This is a genomic window from Lacipirellulaceae bacterium (assembly GCA_040218535.1).
In the GTDB taxonomy this organism is placed as follows: Bacteria; Planctomycetota; Planctomycetia; order Pirellulales; family Lacipirellulaceae; genus Adhaeretor.
Map to the genome: position 1 here is coordinate 310,764 of JAVJRG010000010.1, position 21,509 is coordinate 332,272.

13 protein-coding genes are annotated in these 21,509 nt (G+C 56.7%); 5 read left to right on the top strand and 8 right to left on the bottom strand.

Translation table 11 applies throughout. The features are described from left to right. The first annotated feature begins 53 nt into the window (after window positions 1–53). A complete protein-coding gene (locus RIB44_13350) occupies window positions 54–2,402 on the top strand; it encodes a serine/threonine-protein kinase (GenBank protein MEQ8617554.1) in 2,349 nt (782 codons plus the stop codon). Window positions 2,403–2,440: 38 nt separating this feature from the next. Here the strand turns inward: RIB44_13350 and RIB44_13355 are convergent, their stop codons facing one another. After that, the gene (locus RIB44_13355; protein ID MEQ8617555.1) at window positions 2,441–5,821 is read right to left on the bottom strand and encodes a PQQ-dependent sugar dehydrogenase; all 3,381 of its coding nucleotides are present in this window, start codon (window positions 5,819–5,821) and stop codon (window positions 2,441–2,443) included. 382 nt (window positions 5,822–6,203) lie between these two features. On the opposite strand from RIB44_13355, the gene RIB44_13360 reads away from it, so the two are divergent. Next, window positions 6,204–6,461: a hypothetical protein gene (locus RIB44_13360; GenBank protein MEQ8617556.1), complete on the top strand. Its 258-nt coding sequence runs from the start codon at window positions 6,204–6,206 to the stop codon at window positions 6,459–6,461. 36 nt (window positions 6,462–6,497) lie between these two features. Here the strand turns inward: RIB44_13360 and RIB44_13365 are convergent, their stop codons facing one another. From RIB44_13365 to RIB44_13380, 4 genes are all read right to left on the bottom strand, one after another. Beyond that, window positions 6,498–7,301 carry a DNA-formamidopyrimidine glycosylase family protein gene (locus RIB44_13365; protein MEQ8617557.1) on the bottom strand — a complete coding sequence of 268 codons (804 nt, stop codon included), beginning with the start codon at window positions 7,299–7,301 and terminating at the stop codon, window positions 6,498–6,500. Further along, window positions 7,282–11,922: a DEAD/DEAH box helicase gene (locus RIB44_13370; protein MEQ8617558.1), complete on the bottom strand. Its 4,641-nt coding sequence runs from the start codon at window positions 11,920–11,922 to the stop codon at window positions 7,282–7,284. Before RIB44_13370 ends, RIB44_13365 begins: the two co-directional genes overlap by 20 nt. Before the next feature lie 24 nt (window positions 11,923–11,946). After that, on the bottom strand, window positions 11,947–13,383 hold the full coding sequence (locus RIB44_13375; GenBank protein MEQ8617559.1) for a deoxyribodipyrimidine photo-lyase: 1,437 nt from the start codon (window positions 13,381–13,383) through the stop codon (window positions 11,947–11,949). A 97-nt stretch (window positions 13,384–13,480) separates the two neighbouring features. After that, window positions 13,481–13,762 (bottom strand): DUF3253 domain-containing protein, encoded by a 282-nt coding sequence (locus tag RIB44_13380; GenBank protein MEQ8617560.1) that lies wholly within the window; start codon window positions 13,760–13,762, stop codon window positions 13,481–13,483. Between the two features lie 234 nt (window positions 13,763–13,996). On the opposite strand from RIB44_13380, the gene RIB44_13385 reads away from it, so the two are divergent. The 3 genes from RIB44_13385 to RIB44_13395 all read left to right on the top strand — a co-directional run bounded on the left by RIB44_13385 (window position 13,997) and on the right by RIB44_13395 (window position 15,846). Beyond that, window positions 13,997–14,746, top strand: a complete 750-nt coding sequence (locus tag RIB44_13385; GenBank protein ID MEQ8617561.1) for an SDR family oxidoreductase — start codon at window positions 13,997–13,999, stop codon at window positions 14,744–14,746. A 228-nt stretch (window positions 14,747–14,974) separates the two neighbouring features. Further along, on the top strand, window positions 14,975–15,406 hold the full coding sequence (locus RIB44_13390) for a hypothetical protein (protein ID MEQ8617562.1): 432 nt from the start codon (window positions 14,975–14,977) through the stop codon (window positions 15,404–15,406). Continuing rightward, window positions 15,403–15,846 carry a hypothetical protein gene (locus RIB44_13395; GenBank protein ID MEQ8617563.1) on the top strand — a complete coding sequence of 148 codons (444 nt, stop codon included), beginning with the start codon at window positions 15,403–15,405 and terminating at the stop codon, window positions 15,844–15,846. The genes RIB44_13390 and RIB44_13395 overlap by 4 nt, the downstream gene beginning before the upstream one ends. 74 nt (window positions 15,847–15,920) lie before the next feature. Here the strand turns inward: RIB44_13395 and RIB44_13400 are convergent, their stop codons facing one another. The 3 genes from RIB44_13400 to RIB44_13410 all read right to left on the bottom strand — a co-directional run bounded on the left by RIB44_13400 (window position 15,921) and on the right by RIB44_13410 (window position 21,462). Further along, window positions 15,921–16,892, bottom strand: a complete 972-nt coding sequence (locus tag RIB44_13400; protein ID MEQ8617564.1) for a TIGR03032 family protein — start codon at window positions 16,890–16,892, stop codon at window positions 15,921–15,923. A gap of 164 nt (window positions 16,893–17,056) precedes the next feature. Next, the gene (locus RIB44_13405) at window positions 17,057–18,538 is read right to left on the bottom strand and encodes a DUF1501 domain-containing protein (protein ID MEQ8617565.1); all 1,482 of its coding nucleotides are present in this window, start codon (window positions 18,536–18,538) and stop codon (window positions 17,057–17,059) included. After that, entirely contained in the window at window positions 18,535–21,462 is a 2,928-nt protein-coding gene (locus RIB44_13410; GenBank protein MEQ8617566.1) for a PSD1 and planctomycete cytochrome C domain-containing protein, read from the bottom strand. Before RIB44_13410 ends, RIB44_13405 begins: the two co-directional genes overlap by 4 nt. Between the last annotated feature and the right edge of the window lie 47 nt (window positions 21,463–21,509).

Consider the following 21,509-nt stretch of genomic DNA (forward strand, 5'->3'; position numbering starts at 1 on the left):
TCTCCAATAAATACAGGCCCTGGTCAATAAACGGCCCACGCTGAACACACAGTATGGCGACTTCGTCACATTCTAACCCTGAATCGGCTGGTTCCCAGAGCGGTTCCGCAGCGCGGGACGAAGATGCCTTTTGGGAACTCGTTGCCGAAAGAATTGACGCTCTAGCCGCTGCGTGGGACGAACTCTCCGATGTCGTCGTCTCGTCGGTTAAGTTCTCGCCACCCCATCTTCGATCGTTCACTACAGGCTTAAGCGTAGATGAAACACGCCTGTTACTCATCGAACTCGTAAAAACTGACTTGGAATTCCGCTGGCAGCGTGATTTCGAGCCGCTAGAGATCGAACACTACGTCCGAGACTACCCTGAACTCGGGCTCGTCGAGCAACTTCCTTTGGAACTCTTGTACGAAGAGTTTCAGGCGAAAATCCAGGCCGGGCAACCCGTCTACGAGGAAGAGATTCGCGAGCGTTTTCCAGACAAGGCCGACGCGTTACTGGAATTGTTGGGCGGAATGGCGATCTCGGGTTCGCCAACCTGCACTTATTTCGCGGACACGCGACTGGCCGGACAACTGCCGGATACGCTCAAAGGCAATCACTCGGGGAGCCAAGCCCCCAAGAGCATCCAGCAGCAACTGGCAGATCTCCAACCGGGCGATTCGATTGAGGACTTTCAACTCGTCGCTTCGTTGGGCAGCGGTGCGTTCGCGCGTGTGTTTCTCGCCCGACAAGTCTCGATGGAACGGCTCGTAGCGCTCAAAATTTCAGCCACATCTGGACGCGAGCCACAGACGCTCGCTCAGCTCGATCATCCGAACATCATACGGGTCTTCGATCAGCGCGAGTGCCAATCGCCGCCCGCACGGCTCCTCTACATGGAAGTCGCCCCTGGGGGGACGCTGCACGACCTGCTGAAATTGCTCGCTCAAAAACGCAAATCTGTGGGAGGCATCAACTCGGCAGGGCAGGCGTTGCTGGATTCCATCGACTCACGATTGGCCACACTCGGGATGAGTCGGCCTGCTGATTCGTCGCGACGAGAACGAATTGAAAATGCTCCATGGGTAGAGGTAGCTTGTCTGTTGGGTTCTGAAATCGCCGAGGGCCTCGCCTACGCCCACAAGCGCGGCGTACTGCATCGCGACATCAAGCCAGCCAACGTGCTGCTTACCGCTGAGGCGACTCCGAAGCTAGCTGACTTCAACGTCAGTTACAACGGTGGACATGCTGAGGAGGACCCGAAGGACGCTTTCGGGGGATCGCTTGCGTACATGTCGCCGGAGCAGCTCGAAGCTTGCCACCCACTGCTGGGCGGTTCGCCTCAACTGGTCCGTGAATCGGCAGACATTTTTGCTTTTGGCGTGATGATGTGGGAGATGCTCACCGGAAAGCGTCCCTTTCGCGACGAGCTGGCCGGCTCACAGGGGGGTCAGCTAGCCCGCCTGCAACGCATGATCGAGATGCGTCTCAATACCGACTTCCAAGAACTTTCACGAGTTCTCCCCGACGACTGCCCGCCACCCTTACGCCGCACGCTCGAGCGTTGCCTGAACCCCGATAAAAAAGAGCGTTACCGCACAGCAGGACAACTCGCCCAAGCGCTCAGAGTTTGTCTCAACCCAAGAGCTTGGAAGTTGCTGGAGCCTCCGACCAGCGCAATCGGAAAGTTCGCTCTCGGCTGGCCCGTGATGTCGATGATGCTGGCAGGACTAATTCCGAACATCTTCATTGCCGTATTCAACTATCTCTATAACCGTTTGCGGATGAGTGGGGACTGGCCGGAACTCTATCAGCGATTCGATCACGTTCAGTTGATAATCAACTCGGTCGCTTTCCCGTTGGGAATCGGCATCATGGTTTGGGCAGGCCTGAGAGTCTCCCGGCAATTAAAGGAGCCCCCCTTACGCGAGAAGGCCGTGCATCGCGTGCTGTTATTCGGCAACTTCGTTGCGATGGTGCTCCTCTTCCTGTGGTCGGCTTCGGGAGCTGCTTTCCCGTTGGCGATTGCTTGGGGTAGCCCACTAAAGGAGGGTTGGGGATTTCACCTCCATTTCTTCACGTCGCTAGCCATCTGCGGACTGGGAGCGATCGTTTACCCCTATTTCATCATCACCGCTTTGGCAACGCGTTACGGTGTTCCAGCGCTGGTGCGGAACGAAATCGTTGAAGGTCCTGCTCAAAGCGACCTGGAGCGACTCAAGAAACTGAATCGAGTGTACCTAGCGCTCGCAGGCTTGGTACCTCTCCTGGCCCTGTTGCTACTGGCTTTGACCGGCACTCAACAATCGTGGGCGCTGATCGTCGCAAGTGGAGTGGGGCTCGTGGGACTCGCAGCAATGTTTTGGCTGGAGAGCCAAATCGGGCTGGATTTGGAGGCGTTGGAGACGATAACCGTCGATTAGTCCGTAGATATCGGCCCAACTTATAAGAACCTACGAAGCTAAACCAGCCGCCCAATCCATTCTGACGGCAGCGAGCTCCAATCATCAAACGCATCGTCAACCACTTCTTCCTGATTCGCTACGGGTGCATCAAACTCACAATTCACCCCAAATGCCAGAGGCAAATCATTCGACGCGTCGGCTGCCGGAAGCTGGTAGTCGCCTAAGCTAGGCATCGCTGGCACCAACTCGCCTTCGGCCTCTTTCGGTTCTTCATACGCCAACCAGAAAAGTTCGCTGGCAAACTCGTCCCCCTCGCTAGCCGACGAATCCACAGGGGTTTCGCTTTGGATCGCAGCGACTCCGATTGCGACGTTCTCGCTACCGTAGTTACTGGCGAAGGTGAGCAATTCATCATCACCCACGACTGCATCTTCACCAAGGTCCCCGACGCCGACATTCGATTGGCCGGCGATAGTCTGGAATTCCAAGAAGTCGGAGCCTTCAATACTGCCATCAAAGTTGAAGTCGCCTGTCGCAGCTTGTGCCGCGGCAGCTTGATTGGTAGGCGTGAACTGCATACGCCCGATGGTGCCGTTGCGATTGTCCGCGTAATAGATGAGCCCATCAGGCGCCAAAGACATTTCTACCGCCCCAGGCATCTGGGCCCCCAGATTAGAGCGCTGCACGCTACCATCGGCGAAAATCTCTAGCGAGCGGAAGGTTGGCTCGCCGTAATCGGTATAGAACAGTTGGTTCTGGAACCGCGAAGGGTAAACATCGCCGGTGTAAAAATCTCCCACAACCATCGCAATACCACCACTGGAGTGGGTACGCCCGAGGATTGGCGGAACCGCGTTGTTGTTGGCGTAGAACTCACTGGCACCGGAGATATTTTCGTAACCGCCCGTGCGCAGGTTGACGCCATCGCCCCCCTCGTACCAAGGCCAGCCGAAGTTCTCACCGAAACCAGCATTGATTTCCTCCCAGGCGGTCCAACCGACGTCCCCGACATACGGGATTCCTGTGACAGGGTGAATCGCTAAACGGAACGGATTGCGGTATCCCAGATTCACTACTTTCGACACGTTGGCGTTGGGATCGCCGTTGAAGAAAGGATTATCGGGTAAGCCTGCACCCGTGATGGGGTCGATCCGGATCAGCTTACCAGCCAAGCTATTGAGATCTTGAACACGACGCGTGCGACCATCGACCTGGTTGAACGAGGTTCCATCACCGTTAGTAACGTAAAGGCTGCCATCCAATCCGAAGGCAATGTTACCAATCGTATGGGAACGCGAGTCAGCAGGAAGACAATCATCGAGCGTGCCATTGCTACCGCACGAGTGACCGACGCCCAGATTGATAGTTCCGTCGACATCTGGTCGATTGATGTTGTCCCAGGTACTGTTGGTCCCCAAGAGAACCGTTTCGCTACCGGGTACCACGGTATTGAAACCATTGGAAGCGTCGGCCGTAACACGGGTCAAGCGAGCGACACGATTCCCACCCCCGTCGGGCCCCGCTAAACCGCTCCTTGTAAGTGTCTCTGGCGGATCATACGTGTATGAGAGATAGACATAGGGTGTCTGTGGGAAATTTGGGTGCAGCGCAATTCCGATCAGCCCACGATCTTGAATGTTATTCACTCGAGAGGAAAAATCGAGGAACGGCGTTGGCAGTAGTGTATTGTTCTGTGCGACCCGCACGACGCCTTCTTGTAAGGCGATGAACATCTTCCCGGAATCATCAAAGTCCAATGCAGTTGGATCGGTGAGCCCCGTGATGACCGTTTGTGAAGAAAAGAAGCCTGTTTCGCTTGGGTCTGGCTCATCGCTATAGAGTTGACTTTGAGGCACGATCTCGCGCGGTTGGCTAGCGCTGCTCCATTGTAGGTTCTGCAATGCTTGCCCCTGGTTGTCGTACATCTCCAAGCGAACATCGTAACGCTGCCCGGCTTGCAAGCTAATCGGTGCCGAGTCAAAGACGGTGCGCTGGTCCCGCCACTCATTGATGATTTGCTGACCGTTGATCCATAAACGAGTGCCGTCATCAGTGGCGACGCGGAACGTATAGTCTTCGCTGTAGAGCGGCTGGATCTCTCCTTCCCAACGCACAGAAAAAGTATCTGAGCCGATCCCTGGGCCAGGCGACCCGCTCCCCCAATCGTAATTGACCGTTGCATCGGTACGTTGAAAGACCAACGCCGTGAAATTGGTATTGTTATAGTAGCTACCCAGCAGGCCGTTCCCCGTACCAATGCTGGGGCCGCCGTCATCGTCGAGGATGGTAACCGTTGCCGTACGTGGCTCGCCGAGGCTCGCTTCTCCGCGTGTTGCGATAGCGGTAATCGCAAAGAACTCGTTCTCCTCATCTTGCACATCGTTGATGAGGGGCACCTCGATAGTGGTCGAGGTCTGCCCAGGATAAAGAATCGCTAGTCCCGAGGTGGCTACGTAATCGCCGCCAGCCGTAGCGGTTCGATTCTCTGTGGAATACTGCAAAGCAACAGTTCCTTCGGAACCGCCTGTCCTCACCACAGGAATAAAAGCAGTCCCGGCGGCTTCGTCAAATGAGAACAGTGACCCACCCAGACCCAGAGTGCCCTGATTGAGGCTTGTTCCGAATTGCAAAAACCCGCCGCACTGCAAGAACTCGCTTTGCCATACCCCCGGCTGACAGCCGATCCCCTCGACGAACGAGCCGGTCGAAAACACGTCACTCGCTTCACTTTCGAAGAAGTTTCCGTCCAGGCGAATGCCGTCGATCCTTGCGTTCAAGTCGTTCCCAAACTGATCAATGTCACCATCGACCAACTCCACTTGGATTTGCGAAACGGAAACCGCCTCGGAATGTTGGTAGAAGAAGCTGTTATAGCCTGCAGCGAAGTAGTCTCCTCCGATATCATCAAAACTGGCCACGACGTTGCCATCAATGCGTAGGCGAAGGTCTTCGTTGCCGGTCTCACCTGCCGCGCGGACTTCGATAATCGAACCAAAGGTTCCGAACTGAAAGTAACCGTTGCAGTTGAGGAATTCGCTTCGCTGGTGACCAGGATTGCAGCCCGTGCCATCCCAGGAACCTGTGGACCAAACGTTCCAGGCTTCGGTCTCGAACTTCTGCCCTTCGATGATGACTCCATCGACTCGCAGGTCTTTGTCGACGCCTCCCTCAACTCCGTCGTTGAGGAAATCAACCCTGACCTGTCCAATTTCGACATCGGTTGGATGCGTGTAAGAGAAGGTGGCAAACGTCCCCGCATTGGCGTCGCCACCGACATTCGTCCAAGTCGCTACCGGGACGTTATCGATCTGCAACTGAGCCGTTTCAGTTCCGGTAGTCCCCGCCAAAAGAACCTCGATGGTCGTCGCCGCTAGCATTTTGCGGCTCTCGAGGGTTTCAAACCGGAGCTTACGCCTTGTGTGATTATGTAAAGTCATGGCAACTCCTCGAAAATCTGTCTCCCCAGCCGACGGGCACCTGTTTACCGGCAGATTGTTAATTTAGGTATTCTGGAGAAGTCTACCGGAGCCTACTTAAGCCACGCAATAACTTGCTCACCAAATATGTAGGAAAAGTGAGGGTGCGATGGAGATGGCGGGCTGGGAAATGTTTTCAGGCTGTGAGTCTCAGCGAAGCATGGCAAACGCTCAGCAAGTTAAAAGTCTTGCGTTGGTAAAGAGTTACGTTTGCTTTTTCAGTTCTATAGCGCACTCTTACACGGCTTGAAAACGGACTGGACACACCCTCAAGCCTCTTACCGTGCCACTGAAGCCTCAGCGGCAACCTTCCCCCCTCCCGAGGTCCGAAAGGAACGTGCGTATGATTAGAATCCTCTTTGCCATGATGGTGGCTGTCGGCCTCGCTGTGACCAGCGGCTGCGGCTGTTGCTCAAACCTGTTCGGCTCACGAACGACTGCTGCGAGACCAATCATGGCCCCAGCAGGTCCCGTCTGTGCTCCCTCGTGTAATAGCTGCGACGCCTGTAGCGGCGGTGCCTCGTATGGCCAACCCTATTCCGGAACCGTATTGCCAGCGGGTCCCACCGAAGGCTATCCGGTGATGATGCCTCCGGGGTAGCTATCGTCGCGATTCGCGAAGCGAATCTCGACTATCTCATGCCTGACATTCAGGACACCAATAGGTCGACCTTCCCAGGTCGCCTTGCCTTTGCATTTGAATCGTTGCTCCGCACTTCGGGCAGGGGTTACCGCTACGGTTATAAACCCACTGGCGGTCGCCCCCCTCGAAGCGTGTCTTACGAGGATGCCCTTCAAGATTTCTCAGCATGAGTTTCTGAGCCCGTGTGAGCAATTGCTGTAGTCGCGAATCAGGGATTTCCCCGACCCGCTGGAACGGATTCAGACGCTCTAGGAAGAGGGTCTCCGACTTATAAACGTTACCGATACCGCTCACCAGCGTCTGATCCATCACGGCTTCGCCAATGGTGAGATCGTCACGTTTGCGAAGGCGTTGAATCGCCTTTTCTAGCTCAAAACCTGGGTCCAACAAATCAGACCCCAAGCGGCTCAAGTGGCGATGTCTGCGCAGCTCATCCGTCGTCAGCAACTCCAGTAACTTTGGTGTGAAACAAACGACCGACCAGTCCGCCATCTGCAGTTCTAAAGAAGCGAACGGGCGGCCCTTTTGCCACGGCTCGCCAATGCGATAGACGTGCCACGAGCCGGTCATTCCCATGTGCGAGTGGATGACATCTCTGCTAGATAGATGCATTAACAGATGCTTACCGCGGGCTTCGACGCGTTCGCAAGATTGGCCAACCAATCTTGCTGGAGAGAGCGGCTGCTCAAATCTGGAATTATGACAGAGTGCGGCGTCGATGGTTTCGCCCTCCATCGCCTTGCGGAGGTTCGCCGCCGATCGGTAAATCGTATCCCCTTCAGGCATCGCGAGTCTCATAAATTTCCGCGGTCTCATCAAGCAGACGGCCACGCAAGCGACGCTTCGGTTCCGAACGCCCGGTCACCCTCGGGTCCGGACCCCGATGCTGCAAGCCGCTATGGGTGGCGTGAAAGCCGTGCTTCAACAGGACCTTCGCGAGTGACGAATCACTCGGTGCATCTCCGTCAATCTTGGCAATCAAGATCGGCCGTTCTGCTGCCAAGTGTTCCAGCGTTTGGGCAAGCCGTTGATGCCGACTTTCCCTGATGTTCGGATCGTCGACCGCGAAGGTGATGATGCTTCCCGCCCGCAGATTCAAAACACTCAAGATCTGTCCACCGTCAAGCACGACTTGCGAGCCGGTTGTGCGTTGAGGCTGGGTCTCAGCCGAGGTGGTCTCCGGCCACTTGAGCATCGCTCCGTAAGCGTTAGCCGGGTCCACTGCAGAGAGAACGAAGGGAAGAAGTTGCCCGTCGCTCGCGTCTTCGCCGCGAGTGTCGGCTTTCTTCTGTCGAATCAGATCGTCAGCCCCCGGTGAGGCGAACTGTGCCCCGCCGAGCCCTTCAACGAAGTAGCCCCGGCGGACCCGACCCGAATCTTCCATCGCGCGGAGGATCGGATAGAGTGCCGAAAACCCGCCATCGACTGACTCGCGATCAATCGAGGGTCGCGTGAGAATTCCGTGACGGCGGATCAGCAGTTCGGTCAGTGCCGTCTGACGCTCGGTGGGGCTTGGCGATGACTCGCCTTCGACATAGCGTAGCAGCGACCAGCGACCTTCCGATCCTGGCAATTGCGACTGGCGCCGCGAACGGAACCGATTCCGGCTGCGCTCCCGTCGGCGACCGCCTTGCTTCTCTTTCTTTCCACGGCAGAGAGAACGAAGCGGAGCCATCGTATCATTCGTCAAATACCCAGCCCACACGAGCGTCCACAGCGAAGCCAAGACATCATTGCGGAAACCGCCGAGATGGCGGGCGATTTCATCGAAGAATAAGGCGCCTCGCTGTGTGAGCAACTCGAGAATCTGCTTGGTCGCTTCCTCTTCTTCATCAAGAACGGTTGGGCGGGGAGCGAGCAATGGAACATTGTCTGCTAAGTAAAGTGCAATCCGCCCATCGCGCGGGCCGACGCTTTCCAGCCCACGCCAGACGATCTCTCCGGCGTTGAACAGCTCATCCAAGTCGCTCGGTTGATACTCGGCGATTCGTGCTGGCAGGATGGTCGTTTCCAGCTCCGAGGCGGGCAGGGGAGCGGCTTGCAACTGCTCAATCACGTCGAGCAAACCATCCAGTCCTTTCCGCGGACGTGTCACCCCCTGCCAGACAGGTAAGAACCGCGCGAGTTGCTCCGCGGCAACCGGCTCGACCTGCTTGCGCAGCTTAGCCAGTGACTTCCGCTTGATTTGCCGCAGCACGCCGGTGTCGCACCATTCGCGACCCGTGCCGCCGGGCAGGAACTCGCCGGAGACGACGCGATCGCGCTCGGCCAGCTTCTCCAAGGCAAGCTTGGCGGCTGCTTCACTGATTCCCAGTCGGGCGGCAACGTCGGGCAGCCGGAATGGGCCGTGTGTTCGAGCATAGCGCGAAACCAGGTCCGTGAGCGGGTCTTCGCCTGAGGCGAGAAATGCTTCCGGGAGCCCCGGTGGCGGGACAACGCCTAACCCATCGCGGAGGCGCGAAGCATCTTCAGCCGCGGCGAGGCGTAGCTCGCCGGCTATTTTGACTTTGATGATTCGGCGTGAAGCGAGTAGCTCTTCGACCCATCCAGTTGCATCATTGGTGGAGCTACCGGGGCTAAGCCGACAAGCGACTTCTTCCTCGCTCAAGTCCCCCAAGTGCAAAAGCAAACCATGCAGCGAATCAGGGTCTTTGACGCGCGGCTCATCGAGCCGTTGCAAAGCGAGCGACACACCGTCGATTGCATCAGCGTCGAGTAATTCGCGGAAGTCCGCCGCTCCGAGCAGCTCGCGAAGTTGCACCTGATCGAGCGCCAGCGCCTGTGCCTTTCGTTCAGCTAGTGGTGCATCACCGTTGTAGAGAAAGTTTGCCGTGTAGTTGAAGAGCAGCGCAGAGGCAAAGGGCGAAGGGTTTGCATTCTCGACTTGGTGGACGCGAATCGCTTGGCTCTGCACTTCGCTAAGGATTTGCTTGAGGCCACCGAGATCGAACACGTCGCGCAGGCACTCGCGGTAGGTCTCTAAGAGAATGGGGAACCGTTCATATCGCGAGGCTACTTTCAAGAGGTCGGCAGACTTCCTGCGTTGTAGCCATAACGGCGTGCGCTTATTGGGCTGCCGTCGTGGCAACAGCAACGCACGGGCTGCGTTTTCGCGAAAGCGAGCGGCGAACAGCGAGGAACTGCCAAGATGCTTAACAAGCTCGTCCTCGACAAGCTCGGGGGCGGGAAAGAGCGTCTCCAAGCTCGGCAGACTCTCGCTCTCTGGCAGACGCAGCACGATGCCATCGTCGCCCCACGTGAAATCGATATCCTCGCCCGTCTGTTCGCGAATTCGTCCTATCATCGCCAATGCCCAAGGAGCATGAACACGCGAACCGAAGGGCGAGAGGATGACGACACGCCAGTCGCCGATCTCGTCGAGAAACGATTCGACGACAATCGTTTTATCCGTAGGCAACTCGGCGGTCGCTTCCGCCTGATCGCGCAGGTAGCGGACGAGATTCTCTGCCGCTTGCTCGTCGAGCCCGCTTTCAGCTCGAAGCTTTTCCTCTGCCGCGGTATACGGCAAGGCAGCCAGTTGCCGTGTGGTTTCGCCGATGGCCCGACCAAAATCGAGCGGTCTGCCCGGACCATCACCACGCCAGAAAGGCATCCGTCCCGGTTCTCCAGGCGCTGGCGTGACGAGCACCCGGTCTCGCGTGATGTCCATCACCCGCCAAGAGGAAGCCCCCAGCAGAAAGACATCTCCAGGGCGAGTTTCGAAAACCATCTCCTCGTCGAGCTCGCCAACTCGCGCTCCGCCCTCATCTCCAGCAGCAAGATAAACTCCATAGAGCCCACGGTCGGGGATCGTCCCTCCGTTGAGCACCGCGATCCGTTGCGAACCCTTGCGCGGGGAAATCACGCCCGTGAGGCGATCCCAATTGATGCGTGGACGTAGCTCGGAAAACTCGTCAGAGGGATAAAGGCCCGAAAGGAGATCGAGAACACCCTCGAAGAGGCTCTTCGGCAACTCGTGAAATGGAGCAGCACCGCGAACGAGTCCGTAGAGATCATCGACGGAGTAGGGCTCTTGCGAAACAATCGCAACGATCTGTTGAGCTAAGACATCGAGCGGATTTCGCGGGTAGCGCGTTGATTCAACTTTTCCGCCAAGCATGTTCGCCACCGCAGCGCTACAGGCCAGCAGGTCACCGCGATACTTGGGAAAGATCACCCCCTCGCTCGCCGCCCCAATATGGTGTCCGGCACGTCCGATCCGTTGCAGGCCCGACGCCACTGACGGTGGAGCTTCGATCTGGATCACCAGATCCACCGCTCCCATGTCGATGCCAAGCTCTAAGGAAGACGTCGCAACAATCGCCGGCAAGTCACCGCGTTTGAGACGGTCTTCAATTTCCACGCGTTGCTCGCGTGCGAGCGAACCGTGGTGTGCCAACGCGATTTCTTCCTCTGCCAATTCGTTGATCGACGCAGAAAGTCGTTCCGCTAAACGGCGACTGTTCACAAAGATCATTGTTGATCGGTGCGCGCGGATCAGTTCCACCAGCCGCGGGTGGATTGCCGGCCAGATGGAGGGCAGGGAAGGCCCGGCAGAGGTAGGACCCGTTTGCACCTCAGCCGGTTTGCCCATTGCCGCCATATCTTCGACAGGCACCTCGACGGTGATCTCCAGTTGCTTCCGGCTACCCGCGTCGATGATTTCCACGGGCCGGGGGGCGGGGGGCTTATCGGGATCGGACGTTGCCTCGCCACCGCCGAGAAGTCTGGCGATTTCTTCTAAGGGGCGTTGCGTGGCAGAGAGGCCGATGCGCTGGAGTGGCGGAGTTTTCTCCGGCGAAACCGCAAGCGGTTGGCTTGCCTTGTCCGTGACGCTTGCGGTTCCGCCGCGTCGGAGGCGTTCTAATCGCTCCAACGTTAAGAACAAGTGCGACCCTCGCTTCGTCGCGGCAACCGCGTGAATCTCATCGACGATCACCGTTTCGACCGAACGCAGCACTTCGCGCGCTTGCGAAGTGAGCATCAAGTACAGCGACTCAGGCGTTGTGATGAGAATATCCGGCGGATGACGGGTAATCTGTTGCCGCTCGCGCGAACTCGTATCTCCTGATCGGACGGCCACGGTTGGTTCGTGGAAATCAAAGCCCAACCGCCCAGCCACGGTACGGATGCCCGCCAGAGGTGCACGCAGGTTGCGATCAACGTCCACGCCGAGGGCTTTCAGCGGAGAGACATATAGAACGCGAATCCCAGGGTTATCCTCGTTTGGCGGTTCGCCAAACATCAGTCGATCAATAGCCGCCAGAAACGCGGCTAGTGTTTTGCCTGAACCCGTGGGCGCGAGAAGCAGTGCATTTTTCCCGACGGCGAGTTGGGGCCAAGCCTGTTGTTGGATCTTCGTCGGCGACTCGAACGCTTCCGCGAGCCAGGTTCGAGTTGCTTCGTGAAGAGTATCCATTTCCTGCCGCCGGCCACCTGAGCATCACTTGATCTCATTGTAGGCGACTAACGCCTCGTCGCGGGCCTCAAAATGATCAACGATCGGCTCGGGGTAATCTTTGCCAAGTTCGACGCCTGCTGCTTCAAGCACCTCGTCCTCGGCTTCCCAGGGCTTGTTCAGGTACTTGTCGGGCAGATCGGCAATCTCCGGAACCCACTTGCGCACGTAGTCGCCCTGGGGGTCGAATTTCTCTCCCTGAGTCATGGGATTGAAGATGCGAAAGTATGGCGCGGCGTCCGCCCCACACCCGGCGGTCCACTGCCAACCGAGCGTGTTGCTCGCCAGATCCGCGTCGCACAGCGTATCCCAAAACCACTCCGCCCCACGTTGCCAAGGAATCCGCAAATGTTTGGTCAGAAACGAAGCGACAATCATGCGGGCACGATTCGGCATAAAGCCGGTCGCCCACAGATCCCGCATGGCGGCGTCGACTACGGGATAGCCGGTCTGTCCGCGTTGCCAGCGTTTCAGGTTTTCTGCATCCTCATCCCAAGGGAAGTCCGCGAACTTCTCGCGTAACGGCTTATTCGTGGTCGAGGGGAAATAATAGAGCAGATGATAAGCGAACTCCCGCCAACCGATTTCGCTAAGAAACGTATCTGAGCTTTTCTTCAAAGACTCAGCCCCATTGAATGCGGCTTTCACCGACGCCCAAACTTGCCGCGGGCTGACCTCTCCAAAATGCAGCCGTGGCGAGAGTTGCGACCAGCCTTTGATGTCGAGCCGATTGCGATCCTCTTTGTAGTCACCCAGTCGGCCCTCTGAGATGAACTCTTCCAAGCACTCCTCTGCCGCCTTAGCCCCCACCTGCCAGACGTCGTAGAAAGTTTCGTCCCAGTCGATTTTGGGCAGCAACCCCAAGTCATCAAGCTTCATTGATTTTGGCCAGCTTGAAGGCGACTCCAGCTCGCTAGGTGCCTCTAGGGGATCGTGATCGGTGTGCTGTGACCGGCACGCCTTCCAAAACGGAGTGAATACCTTGTAAGGGTCGCCACTTTTGGTTTCGATCTCCCAAGGTTCGTAGAGGAGGCTGCCGTTGAAACTTTCAACTTCAATGCCGTCTGACTTGAGCGCGGACTTCACTTCCTGATCACGGTCGATGGCAGCCGGCTCGTAGCGGCGACTCCAATAAACGGCCGATGCGCCACTCTGCTCGATGAGATCGCGAAGGGACTTTAGAGAATCGCCTTCGCGAATGACTAAGCGAGAACCCAACTTCTCAAGTTGGGAATTGAGACTCTGCAGCGAGTGATGCAGCCACCACTTCGAGGCCCCGCCTAACGGCCAGTCGCCTTCTTCATCTGGGGCCCAGATAAAGACCGGCAGGACAACACCACGCTCAGCGGCTTTCAAGAGGGCAGGGTGATCTGCGATTCGAAGATCTTGTCGAAACCAAACAATTGACGTCGGCTTATCCACGGCTCAGTCCGCTGCATAGACACAATAGAATAGCTCAGCACCAAGCTGAGCCAAGCACGAAGCAAACCGAGAAAGCAAGAAGAGCGTAATCGCCGCTCTAGGCTTCGTCAGTCTCAGGCAATGCCAAGCGGATTGGGCCACGGGCCGTATCTGGATCGACGGTCTCACCCTTCTGCGTGGCGCGGAGCTCACCCTTGGTGATCAGTTCAGCGGCCACATCACGGACCTGCTGCATGATGTCGCGATAGTCTCCACCACCCAAGTGGCGAGCAGCCTCGGAAGGGCAGATGCTCTTCTTGGGGCCACGTAGATTCACGAGGCGAAGGATTTCTTCAGCTATTTGTTCGTCGCTAAACGTTTCGGCGGTTGATTGGTCCACGAAATTCCTCGCTGACTCTGATTTCGGTTTCAAGCTTAGGTAACAATGCCGTGGATTGCCGGATAACGTTAAAATCCGCTCCTCTCCACGGTCTTATAGTCTACCGTTTGGAAGGCTCCACGACCAGTCGCTAGGGGCCTCACTTTCCAGCGGCGATTTCACTTATTCGCAAGTTCCCGCACGCCGAATTGTTCGGTACGCCGCGAATCTTGTCAGACCCCAGGATTGAGGCTTATGCCAGAGCAAACTACTGACGTTGGTGTAATTGTAATTCTGGGGGCCACGGGAAGTGTCGGCACCGCTCTCGCCAGTCACCTTGCCGCCCAGGGGACGAAATTGCTCCTTGGAGGCCGAGATCGAGACGCTATCGACCGTCTGGGAGAGCAATTCGACTGCCGCACCAGCAATGTCGAAGCGAGCGATGGCGAGAGCATTACAGCCGCCATCGAATTGGCGAAGAAGGAACATGGTCGGGTTGATGGCGTAGTCAACTGCATTGGTTCTGTGCTACTGAAGCCTGCTCACACCACCAGTGACGAGGAATGGAACGACGTCCTGACGACAAATCTCTTCAGCTCGTTCGCCGCGGTCCGAGCCGCTGCAAAAGCGATGCGTAGCGAAGGTGGCTCGATCGCCCTTGTTTCTTCTGCCGCTGCCCAGATTGGATTACCGAATCATGAAGCGATCGCAGCAGCGAAGGCGGGAATCGCGGGACTAGTCCGTTCGGCTGCTGCCACTTATGGCAATCGCGGTATACGAGTGAACGCCGTCTCACCCGGCCTGGTGAAATCGGAGATGACACGTAAACTTTGGGAGAGTGAAGCCACCGCCAAGCACAGTGAAGGAATGCACGCTTTAGGTCGGTTGGGCGAGCCTGAAGATATCGCTTCCGCGTTGGCGTGGCTTGTTGATCCAAAGAACAGTTGGGTCACCGGACAAGTTCTTGGAGTTGATGGCGGTTTGGGAAGTTTGATCCCGCGATAGTCCCAAATTCGAATATGAGTCAATCCTGAATTTGGCCACGGATTGCACGGATGACACGGATCGACCTCATGATTACTCGAGCAAGGATCACACTGCTAAAACGCGCGATGGCTACTATTTCTCAAACTCTATCTTGGGTTTCTTAATTACCCTCGTTGCCTTCTGTGATTTATCCGTGTCATCCGTGCAATCCGTGGCCAAAACCTACCGCAACAATCTTGAAACGGCATGACTGAAGAAACCGGCCAGCCCTGGATGCGATGGACTCTCTATCTCGCTGGAGCCTACAATCTAGCGTGGGGAGCTTGGGCGATCTTCATGCCGGAGTCCATCTTTCGCTGGGCAGGTTTCGATCCGTTGCCGAACTATCTGGAACTTTGGCAATGCATTGGAATGATTGTCGGCGTTTACGGAATCGGCTACGCAATCGCCGGGCTTAGGCCCTATCGCCATTGGCCGATTGTCCTCGTCGGACTCTTGGGCAAGATTTTTGGTCCGATCGGTTTCATTGGGGCTGTGAGCAGTGGTCGTTTTCCCGCCACGATGGGCTGGACGATCCTCACGAATGATCTCATTTGGTGGGTGCCCTTCACAGTGATTCTGTGGCGTGCCTACCAGTTCCACTGCCGAGCAGAGGCAGTTGATAGGACGACTGAATGATCCGATTCCTGGTGCTTACGCAGCTAGCCTCGACCTGGGCGATGGTAGGCTTGATCTGGTTCGTGCAGATCGTCCACTATCCGCTCTTCGATCGCGTCGGCGAGGCCGGATTCGGGGCCTATGAACAAATCCACCAACGGGCCACCACCTGGGTCGTCGCCCCTTTGATGTTCGCCGAGCTGATCTCTGCCGGACTATTACTCTGGTTTCGACCTGCTGGCGTGCCCAGCTGGCTTCTCTGGACTGGTGCGGGGCTTGTCGTCGTGAATTGGGCTTCGACAGCTTTCTTGCAAGTGCCATTGCATACGAAGCTGCTGGAAGGCTTCGACCAAGACGTCTACGAGCGACTGGTCAGCACGAATTGGATCCGCACGATTGCTTGGAGCCTGCGAGGGCTCATTGTGCTGGCGGTGATCACTAGTTGGAAGCCAAACGTGTAAGAACATTGTATTGGGTGGCTGGGGGCTCGCTACGCTCGTCCCCAGCCACCCTTGAGTTCAGGGCTATTCTGGATTTACTCAGACTCATCGTGAAACTCGACTCGCTTCACCCCTGGCACGAAGGTGACTTCATAGACTTCGCTCCCCCCCTTGGTGAATTCGAGCCTGCCGATCAATCGTCCCGTATCGGCTTCCACGGCAGCCACGCCAGCTTGGACCGTGGACTCAGCTTTGCGCAGCAGTGGCGTATCAAGAATGTGCTTCTCGCGGATCTTCGACAATCCCACGAGCGCCACCTTCCCAACAAAAGAAAGCCCACGGGTGAAGCCAGGCAATTCGCTAACGGTCGTGCGGGTGCCGGTCAATGGGTCGAACTTTTCCAAGCCACCGATGCCTGAGTTGCAAAGCCACCACTGACTGTCATGCCAACGTGGTGAGTGAGGCATGCAGAGGCCGCTGACCACGGTCTCATTCTTCGCGACATCGATCACCACACCGCTGGTTAAACGGTCAAGACTGCGCCAGCCTTTTGGCTCGCTCGTTTCCCCAAACGCGGTCACCATCGTGGGTCGGCCTTCGCACATTCCCAGTCCGTTGAGATGGCAGCAATCCTTCGGGCGCATCTCCTCAATGAAACTAGGTTGCCAGCTTCGCAAAAAATTAACTCGCGAACTGGGACGTGCCAAACAGTTGAACTTCGTGTTCATGAAATAGATCCCACGGCGTCCGAATGCCACGTCGTGCATGTCGAGTCTGCCCGTTGCGTATTTCGTTTCGAGAGTGAATAGATTCGACTCAGCTTTAGAAAAAACACGCAGGTACTCACGTGCAGCCAACGCGATCTTGTTACCACGAATGGCCATGCCCATTGGCCGCGGAAACTTCCAGACTTTGACGTGCAGGCCGCCCTTGCCGACAGAAAACGATGCAAGTTTCCCCGAATTATAGGTCGTCACCAAGAGCGTGCCGCCGGTTGATTCGAGCCATTCCAGGAACTCACCGTGAGCCACAACTTCGATAGGGGCAGGCTTTTTGGGCGAGGCCATAAGGAATCTTTGTCAACGAATTGCACGAATCTCACGAATAGCCCTAACGCATCAGACGCCTGTCAGATGCTGACAACTCAACGAGGCACGACAAGTTGTAGCTACTTGAAGAGGATCAACGCAACAACCATTTGTGCGATTCGTTCAATTCGTTGACAGAAACCTTACGCGACGATCTCATTGACCACGCGAGCTTTGATCACACCCGTGAGTTTCTGGTCGAGACCCTGCGACGGGAAAATGAGCTTTTCGTGGTTGATGCCCAAGAGGTGCATCAGCGTCGCGTGCATGTCACGGACATGGACCGACTCGCCGACCGTCGCATACCCAACCGGGTCTGTCTCGCCGTAGCTAAATCCGGGCTTGACTCCTCCACCTGCCATCCAGAGCGTAAAGGCATTCGGATGATGGTCACGGCCCACGAACTTCATTTCCGCTCCACCACGGTTTTCACGCATCGGTGTCCGACCGAACTCACCCGACCAGACAACGAGTGTATCTTCGAGCAGGCCCCGTTGTTCGAGATCGAGAAGCAGGGCAGACATGGGCTGATCGATGTCCTTACACTTGCGTTTGAAGCCGTGATTAATCGCTTCGCTCTCGGCAGCCCCGTGAGCGTCCCAACCCCAATCAAACAGTTGCACGTATCTCACGCCGCGTTCCACTAAACGACGCGCCAAAAGGCAATTGTTGGCGAAGCTCTCCTTGCCCGGCTCGGAGCCGTAGAGATCTTTGATGTGCTGTGGCTCGTCGTTCAAGTCCATCGCATCGGTAGCGCTCATTTGCATGCGATACGCCATTTCGTACTGCGCAATCCGTGTGACGGTTTCAGGGTCGTTGAACTCCTGATAAGTCTGTCGATTCACATCATTAATCGCATCAACGATACTGCCACGCAAGTCAGTGTCGATGCCCTTGGGGTTCGACAAGAACAACACCGGGTCGCCCTGCGAACGGCATTGCACGCCCTGATAGACCGAGGGCAAGAAGCCTGATCCCCAAGTGCTTTTGCCCGCGCTGGGAAACTTACCGCCGGAGAGCAGCACCACGTAGCCGGGAAGGTTTTGGTTTTCCGACCCCAGGCCATAAGTGACCCAGGAGCCAATCGAACCGTAACCCAGATTCTGGTTCCCAGTGTGGATCAACAACTGTGCCGGGCCGTGATTGAATTGGTCGGTCTGCATGTTTCTCACAAAGCAGACCTTGTCGACTACTTTCGCGAAGTGCGGCAAGCGGTCCGACAGCCAAGTGCCCGATTCGCCATGCTGGGCAAACTTAAACTGAGGTCCAAGCAGCTTCGGCACGCCGCGGATGAACGCAAACCGCTGCCCCTCCATCAACGAAGCGGGGCAATCCTCCCCATCGAGTCGGGCCAACTCCGGCTTGTGCTCGAAAAGGTCCAACTGGCTCGGAGCTCCCGCCATATGCAGGAAAATCACTCGCTTCGCACGCGGTTTGAAATGCGGATCGAGTGGCGCCAACGGCTTTGCTGGATTTCGCTGGATGGGAGAAGCAGAGCCGAGCGAGTTTTCTGCCAAAAGACCTGCCAGACCAAAACCACCCAAACCGGCAACACAATCTCTGAGGAAGTGCCGTCGCGTGGCTTGTTCGACCGTCAGCTTGGCCAAATGTTCCTGATGATTCATCGAGATAGGACCTCATCCAAATTCAACATCGCGTTGGCGACGATCGTCATCGCGAATTCTTCGCGTGTTTCCGCCAGTTGCCTGGCAGCGTCGGGATCGTCATCGAATTTCGCGAGAGCCGTTTCATAAAGTTCAACCAGTCGACCAAGCTTGTCCGCTCCAATCTCTTGCCCAACGGCTAGGGCGTAACCCGCGGCAATGCTATCCTGGGGTGACTGCTCGATTTCGGTTATCCGTTTCGCAAACTCTTGAGCCAACTCGACAAACGCTTCGTCGTTCAGCGTCACTAAGGCTTGCAGCGGAGTGTTGGTTGTTATGCGTCGCAGCGAGCAAACCTCGCGGCTGGGCATGTCGAAGGTGATAAAGCTGGGATAGCCGCTGGTTCGTTTCCAATAGGTATAAATCGCACGGCGGTAGCGGTTCTCTCCTTCGGAGACTTCCCACTTGGCACCGCTATAAACTGATCGCCAAATGCCGTCCGGTTGCGGCGGCATCACTGGCTTACCGTACATTTTGCGGGAGAGCTTGCCAGAGAAAAGCAACGCCTGATCACGCACCATCTCTGCCGTGAGACGTTGCCGCGGACCGCGGGCGAGCAAGCGGTTCTGGCGGTCTCGCTCGACTTTCTCTGGGGTGGCGTGGCTCGATTGGCGGTAGGTTGCTGAGAGAACGATGCTGCGCAGCAGTTTCTTCACACTCCACTGATGGTCGTTCTGGAATCTTAGCGCGAGGTGATCAAGCAACTCGGGATGAGAGGGCAGGGTACCGGAGGTGCCGAAGTCTTCGACCGTCTCAACAATTCCCATCCCAAACAGTTGCTCCCATAGTCGGTTGACCATGACACGAGCGGTCAGCGGATTCTCTTTGGAAACAAGCCAGCGTGCCATCGCCAAGCGGTCTGCTGATTCCTCGGGCAAGCTACCGAATAAGGCCGGAATGTCGGACTCAACCTCTTCGCCCTTGTCGAGCCAATTACCACGGGTGAATACGAAGCTGCGCCGCTGCAGCTCATCGGGAAGCTCCGCCATGACTGGCAACTTGATGCCTTCAATGGCATTGCGCTGCTTCTTCACCTCCGCGAGTTCGCTTTGGAGTTCTCGAAACCCGTCGTCAGAAAGCAGCTCCGTCCAACGCTTGCTGTCCGAGACGGAAAACTGTCCCCGCTGGATACAGAGCGCGATCGCCCCAGTTGCGGACATACTAAAACGCATCGAAAGACGAAGTCCGCTGCCCGGAGGAACGGGCACAGGTTGGCTGGTAACAAACACTCCGTAGCGTGGGAATGAAATCTTCGTGTGGTCCGCCCAACCTTCGCCGTTGTGTTCGAGGCTTTTCTTTGGGTCGAACTTCGGGTGCGGCTCGTCGCAGAAAGCATCGGCGAATTTGACTTCGCTGATCTCCTTTCCGTTCTCGTCAATCAAATGCACCCGGAGGATGCTCAGCACGAATCCCATCTCAGGGGTGCGGATCGCAGCTTCTAAGTCTTTCGGCAACGCGTCGATTCTCAGAGCGGTCAGTTCGCGGATCCCTTCGGGCAGCTTCGTATCAATTGTGTATGTAGAGTTCGCGGTGATCGTGCCCTCGGCTATCACCTCGCTGATCTTTTGGGACGAATCCGTTGCTATCTTTAGTTGCGTCTGACCTGTCGAATCGGCTTTGCTGATTTCAGCCGGATTCCAAACATTGGCGTCTTGAGCAATCGCGTCAGTCTGCTGGAAAATCGCCTCGCGTAATCCGGCAGCTTTGGCATCGAGTTCGTCAGCACGCTGCCAGTCCTCTTGCTTCGCGGGTACGTTTGCGACAGGGAACTCATCTGGCTGATCCATGTCGCGGCTCGTGTTGAACAATGACAGGAACTTGTAGTACTCGTCATGGCGAATCGGATCGTACGGATGCGAGTGACATTGCACGCAGCGGAAAGTTGTGGCTCCCCAGACCTGCCACGTGGTATTCACCCGATCAATCACTGCCGCGGTGCGAAATTCCTCGTCGTCGGTGCCCCCTTCGGTATTCGTTTGCGTATTGCGATGGAACGCGGTGGCGATGCGATCTTCAAGCGTCGCCTCGGAGAGTAAATCGCCGGCGAGTTGTTTAATTGTAAACTCGTCGAACGGCATGTCGTCGTTGAAAGCACGAATGAGCCAATCGCGATAAGGCCAGATGTTGCGGTGCGGGTCCTTCTCATACCCCATCGTGTCAGCGTACCGGGCCAGGTCGAGCCACATCGAAGCCCAACGCTCGCCATAAGCGGACGAGGCGAGCAGTCGATCGACCACCTTCTCGTAAGCATCGACTGAATCGTCACTCTTAAACGACTCGTACTCCTCCGCAGTTGGCGGAAGCCCTGTCAGGTCGAGAGTCGCGCGTCGCAACCATGAGGCACGGTTTCCCTCCCCGGCGGGCTTCAACCCTTCCTCGTCCAGACGGGCAAGGATGAAATGGTCCATGGCGTTTCTCGGCCAATTCTTGTCGCTGACTCTCGGTGGCTCTGTGGTTTCTGGTAATACGAAAGCCCAATGTTCCTGCCATTTGGCTCCTTGCTCAATCCACCGCTTCAATAGAGCGACGTCGTGCGGCGCGAGTGCCGGTCCGTGTTCCGCGGGTGGCATGCGGAAGTCAGGGTCGGGATCGGAAACGCGCTCGATCAAGTACGAGGAATCGACGTCGCCAGGGACGATGGCACGTTCGCCGGAGTCTCCTTCACCGATTGCTGATTCTCGATAGATGAAAGAGACGCCGCTCGCCTCCTTCACACCACCGTGGCAGGCAACGCAGTGCTTCGCGAAGATGGGTCGGATATGTTCGTTGAAGCTGACCTCTCGCGGAAAACCTTCGCTCGAGTCACTCTCCGCCTGGGTCCTCGACAAGTCGAGACCACTGAAGAGAGCAAGTAGGATAGCAAGCCTGTGGGAAACAGAATTCATCGGTAGCTTTAGGAGATAGGCAAACGCTTAGATTGGAGTCGTCTGCT

Coding starts and splice junctions, on each gene's coding strand:
- RIB44_13350 (MEQ8617554.1), top strand. CDS start 54: ATGGCGACTTCGTCACATTCTAACCCTGAATCGGCTGGTTCCCAGAGC.
- RIB44_13355 (MEQ8617555.1), bottom strand. CDS start 5,821: ATGACTTTACATAATCACACAAGGCGTAAGCTCCGGTTTGAAACCCTC.
- RIB44_13360 (MEQ8617556.1), top strand. CDS start 6,204: ATGATTAGAATCCTCTTTGCCATGATGGTGGCTGTCGGCCTCGCTGTG.
- RIB44_13365 (MEQ8617557.1), bottom strand. CDS start 7,301: ATGAGACTCGCGATGCCTGAAGGGGATACGATTTACCGATCGGCGGCG.
- RIB44_13370 (MEQ8617558.1), bottom strand. CDS start 11,922: ATGGATACTCTTCACGAAGCAACTCGAACCTGGCTCGCGGAAGCGTTC.
- RIB44_13385 (MEQ8617561.1), top strand. CDS start 13,997: ATGCCAGAGCAAACTACTGACGTTGGTGTAATTGTAATTCTGGGGGCC.
- RIB44_13390 (MEQ8617562.1), top strand. CDS start 14,975: ATGACTGAAGAAACCGGCCAGCCCTGGATGCGATGGACTCTCTATCTC.
- RIB44_13395 (MEQ8617563.1), top strand. CDS start 15,403: ATGATCCGATTCCTGGTGCTTACGCAGCTAGCCTCGACCTGGGCGATG.
- RIB44_13400 (MEQ8617564.1), bottom strand. CDS start 16,892: ATGGCCTCGCCCAAAAAGCCTGCCCCTATCGAAGTTGTGGCTCACGGT.
- RIB44_13405 (MEQ8617565.1), bottom strand. CDS start 18,538: ATGAATCATCAGGAACATTTGGCCAAGCTGACGGTCGAACAAGCCACG.
- RIB44_13410 (MEQ8617566.1), bottom strand. CDS start 21,462: ATGAATTCTGTTTCCCACAGGCTTGCTATCCTACTTGCTCTCTTCAGT.